Source organism: Variovorax sp. MHTC-1, from assembly GCF_003984645.1.
GTDB lineage: Bacteria > Pseudomonadota > Gammaproteobacteria > Burkholderiales > Burkholderiaceae_C > Variovorax.
Genome location: NZ_RWKI01000013.1, coordinates 103,659 through 116,557, shown reverse-complemented (window position 1 = coordinate 116,557; position 12,899 = coordinate 103,659). Strand labels below are relative to the sequence as shown.

Genomic DNA, 12,899 nt, shown 5'->3' with positions numbered 1-12,899 from the left:
CCTTGCCCGCGCCGACCGTCGTGCAGTTCGGCGTGGGTGGCAACTGGACGCAGAAGACCGTCACCGGCAACGTCAGCTGCAAGAGCGATTTCTTCGGCATCAATCCTTCGCCGACCGTCACCAAGACCTGCCATGTGCTCACGACCAAGGCCTCCGGCGTGACCCTGGGCAGCACGCAGACGACCACCGACCGAACCGTCGCCGCGCAAGGCGGCAGCTTCAACACCTCGAGCGCGACGCTGGTGAGCTACGGCGCCGACAACCGCTGGGTGCACAAGGTCGTGAACGGTGCCGCCACCTGCACCGTCTCCTTCTTCGGCAGCGACCCGGCGCCGTCGGTGGCGAAATCCTGCGTGGCGGATTCGGGCGTCGCACCTCCTGCACCTGCACCTGCACCTGCACCTGCACCTGCACCTGCACCTGCACCTGCACCTGCACCTGCACCTGCACCCGCGCCCGCGCCCGCGCCTGCGCCTGCGCCTGTGCCGTCCGGACCGACGCTGGCCACCGAAGGCGGCAGCTTCACCGTGTCGAGCCCGACGCAGGTGGCCTACGGCGCCGACACGCGCTGGGTACAGAAGACGGTCAACGGCACGGTGCCTTGCACCAATGAGTACTTCGGCAGCGACCCGGCGCCTTTCGTCGTCAAGTCGTGCCGGGCGGCCACGGCACCGGCGCCCGCACCGGCACCCGCACCCGCACCGGCACCCGCACCGGCACCCGCGCCCGCACCCGCGCCGGCACCGGCACCGGCACCGGCACCCGCACCGGCACCGGCACCCGCACCGGCACCGGCACCGGCACCCGCACCGGCACCGGCACCGGCACCGGCACCGGCACCCGCACCCGCACCCGCACCCGCACCCGCACCCGCACCTGTGCCGTCCGGACCGACGCTGGCCACCGAAGGCGGCAGCTTCACCGTGTCGAGCCCGACGCTGGTGGCCTACGGCGCCGACACGCGCTGGGTGCAGAAGACGGTCAGCGGCACGGTGCCCTGCACCAATGCCTACTTCGGTACCGACCCGGCGCCCTTCGTCGTCAAGTCGTGCCGGGCGGCCACGGCACCCGCGCCGGCACCGGCACCGGCACCGGCACCGGCACCGGCACCGGCACCGGCACCTGCGCCAGCGCCAGCGCCAGCGCCAGCACCCGCACCCGCACCCGCACCCGCACCCGCACCAGCACCTGCACCTGCACCTGCACCTGCGCCTGCGCCTGCACCTGCACCTGCACCTGCGCCTGCGCCTGCGCCTGCGCCTGCGCCTGCACCTGCACCTGCACCTGCACCTGCGCCTGCGCCTGTCCCGTCCGGAGCGACGCTGGCCACCGAAGGCGGCAGCTTCACGGTGTCCAGCCCAACGCTGGTGGGTTACGGCGCCGACACGCGCTGGGTGCAGAGGACGGTCAACGGCACGGTGCCCTGCACCAACACCTACTTCGGCACCGACCCGGCGCCTTTCGTCGTCAAGTCCTGCCGCCGGTACTGAGCGAAGGCTTCAGACCGTCGAAGCGCGCGCCCTGCGCCAGCCGCAGGGCGCGTGCTTCATCAAACATCCGCGGCCGGGACGGCACGCGGCACCGGGTCGAAGTAGCTGAACTGGTTCGAGATCGGCAAGGCCAGGTTCGAGTACGAGAAAGACACGCTGACGTCCAGCGCGCGCACCTGGTGCCACCAGCCCAGCGGCAGGAACATGGTCTCGCCCGGCCAGACCACGACTTCGAGCACGCGCACCCCCTCGAACAAGGGAAACTGTCTCAGGTCGACCGCATCCAGGTCGATGGGGCTGAAGACGCCGTTCGTGTTGTACAGGCGCTGGCCCTGCAGCGGCGAGACGAGGCGCCAGCGCTTGCGCCCGACGACCTGCGTGTGGAACAGCATCAGCGTGTCGTGGTGCAAGGGGGTGACGGTGCCTCCCGGCCCGAACCAGAACGAGGAACGCCCGGCCAGTTCCGCGCGATCGCAGCACGGCGGCAAGCTGCCGATGTCATCCAGCAGCGGCGCGAAGTCGGGCCGCCGCAACGCTTCGTTGTTGGCAGTGAGGTAGTAGTCGTTGCTTTCGCCGCCGGCGAGCACCTGGTCGACGAAATCGGCGAGGCGGAGAGTCCGCCGATGCGCGGCCTTGTCTTCTTCGTAGCGTGGATTCGCCTGGCGTTCGGCCTGGACTTCGACATCGAGATGGCCGAAGCGCATCTTCAGGTCGGCCGGCGACCACCGCCGCATGGCCGGCCAGTCCCGCGTATGGCCCGTGAGCACCAGCGGCCGGCAGCCCCGCACGTAGCGATCGATGAATTCGTCCTCGCTGACCGACACGCGCTTGTCCACGATGCCGTACATCGGGTCGATTTCCCAGAGCAGCTGCAGGTTGGCCAGCGTCGACTCGAGCTTGCGGAGTTGCTGCGCCCGACCCTCGGCCGCGATGTAGACCGCGTTGGCGGGCACCAGCTCGATCAGCTCCGCGCTGGCGCGCGCGTCGACGCCGGCAGCGGTCATGACCGCCAGCATCGAACCCGGCGTGCAGCCGCGCAGCAACTGCTCGGTGACCCAGCGCACCCACTCGGGGGTCAGCGGTGCGCCCGTTGGAGCCGGGGATGCGTTCTCGGCCTGGCTCTCAAGCGGCCGTGGCGGAGCAGGCGGCATAGCTGGATTCATGCGGCGATCTCCTGCGTTCTGTGCCTGTCCATTGTGTGCGGAGAATCGTGCGGTTGGCCTGAGCCGTCACTCGCAGCGAAACAGGATGCCGGCTTCGGCCGGCGCCTTGCCGAGCATCCGCGCGGTCGAGCCTTGCGCTCGGCAGTAGTTCGATGCGTCGGCGGATGTGGGCGCGCGCAGCACTCCTTCGCGAACGCGGACGACCTCGGTGGGCGTGGAGCAGCCGGCGAGGGCCAGGACGAGCGGGAGAAGGGTGCGCAGCTTCATTCGATTCTTGTGTGAGGTCTGTAGGGACCGATTGTTTTCAAGCCAGCATTTCGTCGACGATGAGGTGCCAGTGCACCGGATCGACCGGCGTGATCGACAGGCGATTGCCCTTGCGCAGCACCACCATGTCGGCCAGCGCGGGCGTCGCCCGCATCTCGGGCAGGCCCAGCAGCCGGGTCTTGCGCAGCGCCTGCACGTCCAGCAGCAGCCAGCGCGGGTGTTCCGGCTTGGAGGCGGGGTCGTGGTAGGGCGACTTCGGATCGAACTGCGTCGGATCGGGCCGCGTGCCGGAGGCCACGCGCGCGATGCCGACGATGCCCGGCTGCGGGCAGCTCGAGTGGTAGAACAGCACGCCGTCGCCGATCTGCATCTCGTTGCGCATGAGGTTGCGCGCCTGCCAACCGCGCACGCCGGTCCACGGCACGGTCGCATCGGGCGCGGCCAGCGCGTCGTCGATCGAGCACTCGTCGGGCTCGGATTTCATCAGCCAGTAGCGGGACATCGCAGGCTCAGCGCGTGGGCCGCGTGCCCATGGCCGTGAGCACGCCCAGGCCGATGAAGGAAGTGCCCGCGAGCCTGTTGCCCCAGACTGCATGCCGCGCCGCCCCGCCCAGGCGCGGCGCAACGAGGCTGGCCGTCAGCACGTAGAACAAGTCCGTGCAGCACGCGACGCCGACGAAGACGCTGCCCAGCGCCAGGGTCTGCATCAGCGGGCTGGCGTGCGCATCCATGAACTGCGGCAGGAAGGCGGCGAAGAACAAGGTGGTCTTCGGGTTCAGCAGCGCCACCACGAAGCCGTCGCGGAAGACGCGCCGCAAGGGCTTGCGCGGCGCCCGGGGCGTGGCATCCGCGACGGCCGGCGTGGCCAGCCACATCCGGATGCCGAGGTACACGAGGTAGGCGGCGCCGGCCCACTTCACCACGGTGAAAGCGGTCGATGACACGGCGAACAAGGCGGCCAGGCCGAGCGCGGCGCCCACCGCATTGGCGAGGTTGCCCAGCGCCACGCCGAGCACGGAGGCCAGGCCGCAGGCGCGGCCCTGCGCGAGGGTGCGGGCGACGATGTAGACGACGGCGGGGCCGGGCGTGAGGGCAAGCACCAGGCTGGCGCCCACGAAGGCCAGGAGCAAAGGCGTATCGGGAAACATGCGAACTCCAGAATTCTCGAAAACGGCAAGTATCCCCGCACCGCCGCTGATTGCAACTCAGCCGGCGCGGGCCTGCCACGCCTGCAGCGCGGCCTGCGCCTGCCGGCGTGCCGCAGCGTCCAGGAAGGAATGCTCGGCCGCCTGCAGGCCCATCGCCGCCAGGTCTTGCAGGCCCAGGCCGTTGTCGCGCACCAGGCCTATCGCTTCGTCGCTCATGCTGACCATCGAGATCAGGCGGTTGTCAGTGTGGAAGGACAGGCTCAGGCCGGCCTGCCAGAGCCGCCGGATCGGGTGCGCCGCCAGCGACGCGGCAGCGCCGGTGTGGACGTTGCTGCTGGGGCACAGCTCCAGGTGCACGCCGCCGGCGCGCACCGCGTCGAGCATCGCGCGCGCGGCGCTGCCGGCCGGTGCGTCCAGCGCGTCGGCCAGCCGCACGCCATGCCCGATGCGGCGCGCACCGAGGCGCGCCGCTTCCAGCACGCGCTCGGCTGCGTCGGCCTCGCCGGCATGGCAGGTGATCGGCAGGCCGGCCTCGCGCGCCATGGCGAAGGCGGCGGCATGGCGCGAGGGCGGATGGCCGCGCTCGGCGCCCGCCAGGTCGAAGCCGATCACGCCCGCGTCGCGGTAGCGCAGCGCCAGATGCATCACGCGCTCGCTGTGCGCGCTGGGTTGCTCGCGCATGGCGCACAGGATCAGTCCGCTCGGGAGCGGGCTCTGGCGCAGGCCGGCCAACAGCGCCTCGACCGCGGCCTCGGGCGGCACGCCCAAGGGCTCGAACAGCAGGGGCGCGATGCGGAACTCGGCCAGCACGCAGCCGTCCTGCCGCGCGTCCTCGGCCGCCTCGAAGGCCACGCGCGCAAGCGCCGCGGGGCTGGCCATGGCCGCGACCGTGAGGGCGAAGCCGCGCAGGTACTCGGTCAGGCTGCCGGCATGCGCGCGCGCGTCGAACCAGGCCGCGAGCGCCGCGGCGTCCTGCGCCGGCGCGGCCAGGCCGCGCGCCTGCAGCAGCTCGAGCACGGTGGCCGGCCGCAGGCCGCCGTCGAGATGCTCGTGCAAGAGCACCTTCGGCATTGCCTGCAACTGTTGCGTCAGCGCGCTTGAGAGCGGTGCGACCATCGCTGCATGGTAGTGCCCCGGGGTCGGCACGGCGCAAGTCTTGCTATCCTGCCTCGGGCTCTGCGCGAGCCTGCGACGCAGCAGGAAGTCTTACAGCCGGACCGCCAACCAAGGATGCGCACATGAAACTCAACAAGGCCCTCGTCCTCGCTCTCGCAGCCGGCGCCACGCTGGCGGCAGTTGCCGAGCCGGCCATCGTCTACGACATGGGCGGCAAGTTCGACAAGTCCTTCAACGAGGCGGCCTACCGCGGCGCCGAGATGTGGAAGAAGGAAAGCGGCAAGCCCTACCTCGACTTCGAGATCGCCAACGAGGCGCAGCGCGAGCAGGCCATGCGCCGCATGGCCGCGCGCGGCGCCAATCCGGTGATCGGCATCGGCTTCTCGCAAGGCAGCAGCCTCGAGAAGGTGGCCAAGGAATTTCCGAAGCTCAATTTCGCGATCATCGACGCGGTGGTCAAGCTGCCCAATGTCGAATCGATCGTGTTCAAGGAGCACGAGGGCAGCTTCCTGGTCGGCATGATGGCGGCCCTGGCCAGCAAGAGCGGCAAGGTCGGCTTCATCGGCGGCATGGACATTCCGCTGATCCGCAAGTTCCAGTGCGGCTATGAGCAGGGTGCCAAGTACGCCAACCCGAAGGTCGAGGTGAGTTCGGTCATGACAGGCACCACGCCCGCCGCTTGGAGCGACCCGACGCGCGGCAGCGAGCTGGCCAAGGCGCAGTTCGCCAGGGGCGTCGACGTGGTGTTCGCTGCCGCCGGCGGTACCGGCTCGGGCGTCTACCAGGCCGCTAAGGACGCGGGCAAGCTGGCCATCGGCGTCGACAGCAACCAGAACCACATGCAGCCGGGCACCATGCTGACTTCGATGGTCAAGCGCGTCGACATTGCGGTGCTCAACGCCGCGAAGAAGCCGACGCCGGGGGTCACCTCGCTGGGCCTGAAGGAGGGCGGGGTCGACTACGCGCTGGACGAGCACAACGCCAAGCTGGTGAGCGCCGAGATGAAGGCCAAGGTCGATGCAGCGAAGGCCGACATCATCGCCGGCAAGATCAAGGTGGCCGACTACATGGCCGACAACGCGTGTAAGTTCTAGCCCGCCGTGTCCGGGAACCGCGCGCCCGCGGTGCGCATGACGCGCATCGACAAGCACTTCGGCGCCGTCCACGCCAACCGCAAAGTCACGCTCAGCGTGCCGGCCGGCACGGTGCATGGCGTGGTGGGCGAGAACGGCGCTGGCAAGAGCACGCTGATGTCGATCCTGTACGGCTTCTACCAGGCCGACAGCGGCGAGATCGAGATCGAAGGCAAGCCGGCGCAGATCCGCAGCGCGCACGAAGCCATTGCCCTGGGCATCGGCATGGTGCACCAGCACTTCATGCTGGTCGAACCGTTCTCCGCGCTCGACAACATCCTGCTCGGCGCCGAGCCGCATTGGCGGCTGCCGACGGCGCACGCGCAGGTGCGCACGCGCCTCGAAACGCTGATGCGCGAGAGCGGCCTGCAGGTGCGGCTGGACCTCGCGGTCGAACAGCTTCCGGTGGGCGAGCGCCAGCGGCTCGAGATCCTCAAGGCGCTGTTTCGCGGCGCGCGCATCCTGATCCTCGACGAGCCGACGGCGGTGCTCACGCCGCAGGAGACCGAGCAGCTGTTCGATACGCTGCGGGCCCTGCGCGCGCGCGGCACCACGGTGCTGCTGATCACGCACAAGCTGAAGGAGATCATGGCGCTGTGCGACGCTGTGACGGTGATGCGCGCAGGCGCAGTGGTGCTCGACTGCGCCACCGCCGGCACCAGCATCGACGCGCTCGCGCAGGCCATGGTCGGGCGCCGCGTGCAGATGGGGCGCCTGGACAGCGCCGCGCGCGCAGCCAGCGACACGCCGCTGCTCGAGGCGCGCGGCCTCGACTGGCGCGACGCGCAGGGCACGCCGCGCCTGGTCGACGTGTCGCTGCAGTTGCGCGCGGGCGAGATCGTCGGCATCGCGGGCGTCTCGGGCAACGGCCAGAGCGAGCTGCTGGAGGTGCTCTCGGGCATGCTGGCGCCGCAGGCCGGCACGCTGACGCTGGGCTCGCGTTCCTTCACGCCCGGGCGCTGGCTCGACCCCGAAGCCGCGCGCGAAGCCGGCCTCGCCCATGTGCCTGAAGACCGGCACCGGCGCGGCCTGGTGCTGCCCTTCGCGGCCTGGGAGTCGGCCGTGCTCGGCTATCAGCGGCGCCCGCGCTACAGCCGGCACGGCTGGATGAGGCAGTCGACCATGCAGGCCGACACCGCGCGGATGATGGACGAGTACGACGTGCGGCCGCGCAATGTGCGCCTCATGAGCGCCAAGTTCTCCGGCGGCAACCAGCAGAAGCTGGTGCTGGCCCGCGAAGCCGCGCCGAAGCCGCGCGTGCTGCTGGTGGGCCAGCCGACGCGCGGGGTCGATATCGGCGCCATCGAGTTCATCCACGGCCGCCTGCGCGCGATGGCGGGCGCGGGCGGCGCGGTGCTCGTCGTATCGTCCGAGCTCGACGAGATCCTGGCGCTGGCCGACCGGGTGCTCGTGATGGCGGGCGGACGCATCGTCGGCGAGCGCCCGGTCGCCCAATGCGACGAGACCACGCTGGGCCGCCTGATGTGCGGCGCGGTCGACGAGGTCACGAACGCATGAGCGCAGCGACGGGCCGCCCCGAGCAAGCTCGCGCCCCCTCGGGGGGCAGCGAGGACATGCAAATGCCGAGCGTGGGGGCCACATGACGGGCCACGATCTGCCGCGCTGGATCGACCTCGGCGTCCTGCCGCTCGTCAACCTCGCGCTCGCGCTGCTGGCCTGCGGCGTCGTCGTCGCCGTGGTCGGCCACGACCCCTGGCAGGCGCTCGTGCTGCTGGTCCAGGGCGCCTTCGGCAGCCGCATGGGCCTGAGCTACACGCTGTACTACGCCACCACCTTCGTCTTCACCGGCCTCGCGGTGGCGGTCGCATTCCATGCGGGCCTGTTCAACATCGGCGGCGAAGGCCAGGCCATGATGGGCGGGCTGGGCACCGCGCTGGCGGCCCTGGCATTGGGCGAGCACCTGCCGCGCTGGGCCATGCTGCCGCTGATGATCGGCGCCGCCATGCTGTTCGGCATGTGCTGGGCCGCGGTGCCGGCGGCGCTGCAGGCCTGGCGCGGCAGCCATGTGGTGATCACCACCATCATGTTCAACTTCATCGCGTCGGCGCTCTTGGCCTACCTGCTGGTCGACGTGCTCAAGGAGCCCGGCAACATGACGGTGGAGAGCCGGGCCTTCGCAGCCTCGGCCCGCATGCCCGGCCTGCATGAAGCGCTCGCCGGCCTCGGCATCGAATGGCCGGCCTCGCCGCTCAACCTGAGCGTGCTGCTGGCGCTGGCCGCCGCCATCGCCGTGCACCTGCTGCTCTGGCGTTCGCAGCCGGGCTACGCCATCCGCGCGGTCGGCCATGCGCCGGAGGCGGCGCACTACGGCGGCATGCGGCCGCGCGCGCAGATCATGGTGTCGATGGCGCTGTCCGGCGCGCTCGCCGGGCTGGTGGGCATCAACGAGATCGCGGGCGTGCACGGGCGGCTCTTGCTCGAGTACGTGGTGGGCGCCGGCTTCGCCGGCATCGCGGTCTCGCTGATCGGACGCAACCATCCGGTGGGCATCGTGCTGGCCGCGCTGCTGTTCGGCGCGCTGTACCAGGGCGGCTCCGAACTGGCCTTCGAGATCCCCGGCTTCAGCCGCGACATGGTGTTCACGCTGCAGGGTTTGATCGTGCTGTTCTCCGGCGCGCTGGCGCAGGTGGCGGCGCCGACCTTGGCGCGGCTGTGGCGCGCGACGCGCCGTGCGCCGCGCGCGGTGGCGGCAGGGAGCGCGGGCCATGGATGAAGTCGCGCTCGGCACTTTGCTGGCCTCGACCCTGCGCGTGGCGACGCCGCTGATCCTGTGCGCGCTGGCCGGCGCGCTGGCCGAGCGCTCGGGCGTGATCGATCTGGGCCTCGAAGGCAAGATGCTCTCTTGCGCCTTCGCCGCCGGCAGCGTCGCCGCGCTGAGCGGCTCCTTGGCGCTGGCATTGGCGGTGTCGCTCGCGGTCGGCGTGGCGCTCTCGCTGCTGCAGGGCTTCGGTTGCGTCACCCATCGCGGCGACCAGGTGGTGATGGGCATGGCCATCACCATGACGGCTGCCGGCCTGACGGTGGTGCTCGGTATCGCCTGGTTCCAGCAGGGCGGCCAGACGCCGCCGCTGCCCGACACGGTGCGCCTCGCGCCATGGTTCACGGGCGCCGGCGAGGCGCTGCGCGCGCTGCCCTGGCTGGGCACGGTGCTGGGGCTGGGCCTGTTCGGCCACAACGCGCTGGTGTATCTCGCCATCGCGCTGGTGCCGGTCGTCTGGTGGCTGCTGTTTCGCACACGCTTCGGCTTGCGCCTGCGCGCCACCGGCGAGAACCCGGCCATGGTCGACGCGGCGGGCGTCTCCGTCACCGCGCTGCGCTACCGGGCGCTCATGCTCAACGGCGCGCTGTGCTCGCTGGCCGGCAGCTACCTGGTGCTGGCGCAGAATCCTTCATTCATGCCGAACATGACGGCCGGCCGCGGCTACATGGCGCTGGCCGCCATGATCTTCGGCAAGTGGCATCCGGTCGGCGCCTTTTTCGCCTGCCTGCTGTTCGGCTTTCTCGATGCGGTGTCGATCCGCTTGCAGGGCACGGTGCTGCCCTTGATCGGCGCCGTGCCGGTGCAGGCGGTCCAGGCCTTGCCCTACCTGATGACGGTGGTGCTGCTGGCGGGCTTCGTGGGCAAGGCGCGCGCCCCCAAGGCGCTCGGCATCCCGTATGTGAAGGAGCGATGATGGCCGTTTCGCAGACCCAGATGACGCAGTTGCTCGATGCCGCCCGCGCCGCCCGCGAGCGCGCCTATGCACCCTATTCGAAGTTCGCGGTCGGCGCCGCGCTGCTCGACGAACAGGGCCGGGTCCATGCGGGCTGCAATATCGAGAACGCCGCCTATCCGCAAGGCCAGTGCGCCGAGGCCTCGGCGCTCGCGCACCTGGTGCTGGCCGGCGGCATGCGCGTGCTGGCGGCGGTGGTGGTCGGCGTCGCCGATGCGCCAGTCACGCCCTGCGGCGGCTGCCGCCAGAAGCTGCGCGAGTTCGCGGACGACGACGACATGCCGGTGTGGTGCGCCGACCTGCGCGAGGTGCGCGGCCGCTACACGCTGGGCGAGCTGCTGCCGGCGAGCTTCGGTCCGGCGCATCTTCCATCGCCATGAAATTGCAGGAAGCTGTCGACGCGAGTACGGCGCGCATGCGCGCCGGCGGCCTTGCGCCCGAGCTGGCAATCGTGCTCGGCTCCGGCTGGGACCGCGCCGCCGAGCTGGTCGAGGCGCCCACCGACATCCCCTATCCCGAGCTGCCCGCCTTCCCGGCGCTGAACGTCGCCGGCCATGCCGGCATCCTGCGCCTGGGCCGCATCGCCGGCCGCGCGGTCGCGCTCTTGCGCGGCCGCAAGCACGCCTACGAAAGCGGCGACGCGGCGGCGATGAAGGGCCCGATCCGCAGCCTGGCTGCGGCCGGCTGCCGGACCCTCGTGCTGACCAATGCCGCCGGCAGCCTGGACGCGAACATGCGTCCGGGCTCGCTGATGCTGATCGCCGACCACCTCAACATGGCGCAGCGCACGCCGCTGCACGACGAGCGCGGCTCGGAGCGCTTCGTCGACATGAGCGAGGCCTACGATCCCGCCTTGCGCGCGCAGGCCCGCGCCGCGGCCGCGCAGGCCGGCATCGCGCTGCACGAGGGCGTCTATGCCTGGGTGCTGGGTCCGCAGTTCGAGACCCCGGCCGAGATCCGCATGCTGCGCCTGCTGGGCGCACAGGCCGTGGGCATGAGCACCGTGCCGGAGACCATCCTGGCCCGCCACGCGGGCCTGAAGGTGCTGGCCTTCTCGCTGCTCACCAACATGGCCGCGGGGCTCTCCGGCGAAACGCTGAGCCACGCCCACACCCTGCGCAATGCGCGCGCCGCCGACCAGGATGCGTCGCGCCTGCTCGCAGCGGTCATTGCAGCGATCTGATCCATGCGCATCCCGTTCATCGTCGCCGCCGCCGCGTTGGCCCTTCTGGCCGGCTGCGCCACCGCGCCGGGCGAGCACGCGCCGATCAAGCTCACCGTGCTGCACACCAACGACCACCACGGCCGTTTCTGGACCAATGCCGACGGCGAATACGGCATGGCCGCGCGCAAGACGCTCATCGACCGCGTGCGTGCCGAGGTGCGGGACAGCGGCGGCTACACGCTGCTGCTCGATGGCGGCGACATCAACACCGGCGTGCCCGAGTCGGACACGCAAGACGCCGAGCCTGACTTCAAGGGCATGAAGCTGCTCGGCTACGACGCCGCCGCGGTCGGCAACCACGAGTTCGACAAGCCGCCCGCGGTGCTGGACAAGCAGCGCCAGTGGGCCGGCTTCCCGCTGCTCTCGGCCAACATCTACAAGAACGGCCGGCGCATGTTCGAGCCCTACCGCCTGTTCGAGCGCGGCGGCTTGCGGATCGCGGTGCTCGGCCTGACCACCGACGACACGGCGAAGATGGTGCTGCCCGCCAACATCGCGGGCATCGAATTCCGCAAGCCCATCGACGAGGCGGCCGCGCTGCTGCCGGAGCTGCGCGCCAAGGCCGACATGGTGATTGCCGCCACCCACATGGGCCACTACAGCGACGGCCGGCGCGGCGTCAATGCGCCGGGCGACGTGGAGATGGCGCGCGCCACCCGCGGGCTCGACCTGATCGTCGGCGGCCACAGCCAGAACCCGGTGTGCATGCTGGCCGAGAACCTGCGCAACGACGCCTACGTGCCCGGCATGCCTTGCGCGCCCGACCGGCAGAACGGCACCTGGATCGTGCAGGCCCACGAATGGGGCAAGTACGTGGGCCGGGCCGATTTCGAAGTGCGTCCAGGCCGCATCGAGCTGATCAAGTACCAGCTGATTCCGGTCAATCTCAAGCGCACGGTGGACGGCAAGAAGGTCGCGTACGGCGAGGCCATTCCCGAGGACGCCGGCGTGCGCGCTTTCCTGCAGCCCTTCCAGGACAAGGGGCAGGCCCAGCTCGCCGTGCCGGTGGGCGAAACGATGGGCGTGTTCGACGGCGATCGCGCCCGGGTGCGCATGCAAGCCACCAACCTCGGCCGGCTGATCGCGCTGGCCATGCGCGACAAGACCGGTGCCGATGTCGCACTCATGAATTCGGGCGGCGTGCGCGATTCGCTGCCCGAAGGCCGCATCACCTACCGCGACGTGCTCAAGGTCCAGCCCTTCGGCAACCAAGTGACCGTGGTGCAGCTCACGGGCGCCGAACTGCTGAGCTACCTCGAAGCCGCGGCCAGGATGACGCCGGGCTCGGGCGCCTTTCCGCAAACGGCGGGCGTGCAGATGCTGATCGAGGGCGGGCAGCTGAAGGACGCGAAGGTCAACGGCCAGCCCATCGACACGCGGCGCGCGTACCGGCTGGCGATCAACAATTTCACTGCCACCGGCGGCGACGGTTATCCCAAGCTGGCGACGCATCCGGGCTACGTCAACACCGGCTTCGTGGATGCCGAGGTGCTGCGCGCCTTCATCGCCGGCCGCAGCCCGCTCAAGGCCGCGGATTATGCACCGGGCGACGAAGTGCTAAGGAGATGATGCAGTGAGCACCAAGGAGAACGCAGGCCGCGGCGAGCGCCGTGCCGGGCCGCC

General features: G+C 70.7%; 12 protein-coding genes and 1 pseudogene. 8 read left to right on the top strand and 5 right to left on the bottom strand.

Going from position 1 to position 12,899, the window contains the following annotated elements; genetic code table 11:
* A pseudogene (locus EJI01_RS28840) lies at positions 1-1,490 on the top strand (hypothetical protein); the annotation flags it as partial.
* A 59-nt stretch (positions 1,491-1,549) separates the two neighbouring features.
* On the opposite strand, the gene EJI01_RS20355 reads toward EJI01_RS28840, so the two are convergent.
* The 5 genes from EJI01_RS20355 to EJI01_RS20335 all read right to left on the bottom strand — a co-directional run bounded on the left by EJI01_RS20355 (position 1,550) and on the right by EJI01_RS20335 (position 5,139).
* Positions 1,550-2,653 carry a cupin-like domain-containing protein gene (locus EJI01_RS20355; protein ID WP_126838935.1) on the bottom strand — a complete coding sequence of 368 codons (1,104 nt, stop codon included), beginning with the start codon at positions 2,651-2,653 and terminating at the stop codon, positions 1,550-1,552.
* A 66-nt stretch (positions 2,654-2,719) separates the two neighbouring features.
* Positions 2,720-2,920, bottom strand: a complete 201-nt coding sequence (locus EJI01_RS20350; RefSeq protein ID WP_126838934.1) for a hypothetical protein — start codon at positions 2,918-2,920, stop codon at positions 2,720-2,722.
* A 37-nt stretch (positions 2,921-2,957) separates the two neighbouring features.
* Positions 2,958-3,422: an EVE domain-containing protein gene (locus EJI01_RS20345; RefSeq protein WP_126838933.1), complete on the bottom strand. Its 465-nt coding sequence runs from the start codon at positions 3,420-3,422 to the stop codon at positions 2,958-2,960.
* A 7-nt stretch (positions 3,423-3,429) separates the two neighbouring features.
* Positions 3,430-4,068 carry a LysE family translocator gene (locus EJI01_RS20340; RefSeq protein WP_126838932.1) on the bottom strand — a complete coding sequence of 213 codons (639 nt, stop codon included), beginning with the start codon at positions 4,066-4,068 and terminating at the stop codon, positions 3,430-3,432.
* A 57-nt stretch (positions 4,069-4,125) separates the two neighbouring features.
* A complete protein-coding gene (locus EJI01_RS20335) occupies positions 4,126-5,139 on the bottom strand; it encodes an adenosine deaminase family protein (RefSeq protein WP_260602542.1) in 1,014 nt (337 codons plus the stop codon).
* Between the two features lie 167 nt (positions 5,140-5,306).
* Between EJI01_RS20335 and EJI01_RS20330 the strand changes: the two genes are divergently transcribed.
* The 7 genes from EJI01_RS20330 to ushA all read left to right on the top strand — a co-directional run bounded on the left by EJI01_RS20330 (position 5,307) and on the right by ushA (position 12,845).
* Positions 5,307-6,278, top strand: coding sequence for a BMP family protein (locus EJI01_RS20330; RefSeq protein ID WP_126838930.1), 972 nt, complete (start codon positions 5,307-5,309; stop codon positions 6,276-6,278).
* 6 nt (positions 6,279-6,284) lie between these two features.
* Complete coding sequence (locus tag EJI01_RS20325; protein WP_312846070.1) at positions 6,285-7,835, top strand: ABC transporter ATP-binding protein; 1,551 nt, start codon at positions 6,285-6,287, stop codon at positions 7,833-7,835.
* An 82-nt stretch (positions 7,836-7,917) separates the two neighbouring features.
* Entirely contained in the window at positions 7,918-9,051 is a 1,134-nt protein-coding gene (locus EJI01_RS20320) for an ABC transporter permease (RefSeq protein ID WP_126838929.1), read from the top strand.
* Positions 9,044-10,012: an ABC transporter permease gene (locus EJI01_RS20315; protein WP_126838928.1), complete on the top strand. Its 969-nt coding sequence runs from the start codon at positions 9,044-9,046 to the stop codon at positions 10,010-10,012. Before EJI01_RS20320 ends, EJI01_RS20315 begins: the two co-directional genes overlap by 8 nt.
* A complete protein-coding gene (locus EJI01_RS20310; protein WP_221885695.1) occupies positions 10,012-10,431 on the top strand; it encodes a cytidine deaminase in 420 nt (139 codons plus the stop codon). The genes EJI01_RS20315 and EJI01_RS20310 overlap by 1 nt, the downstream gene beginning before the upstream one ends.
* On the top strand, positions 10,428-11,234 hold the full coding sequence (locus tag EJI01_RS20305; RefSeq protein ID WP_260602541.1) for a purine-nucleoside phosphorylase: 807 nt from the start codon (positions 10,428-10,430) through the stop codon (positions 11,232-11,234). Before EJI01_RS20310 ends, EJI01_RS20305 begins: the two co-directional genes overlap by 4 nt.
* 3 nt (positions 11,235-11,237) lie before the next feature.
* Positions 11,238-12,845 carry a bifunctional UDP-sugar hydrolase/5'-nucleotidase UshA gene (gene ushA, locus EJI01_RS20300; protein ID WP_126838927.1) on the top strand — a complete coding sequence of 536 codons (1,608 nt, stop codon included), beginning with the start codon at positions 11,238-11,240 and terminating at the stop codon, positions 12,843-12,845.
* Positions 12,846-12,899: the final 54 nt, after the last annotated feature.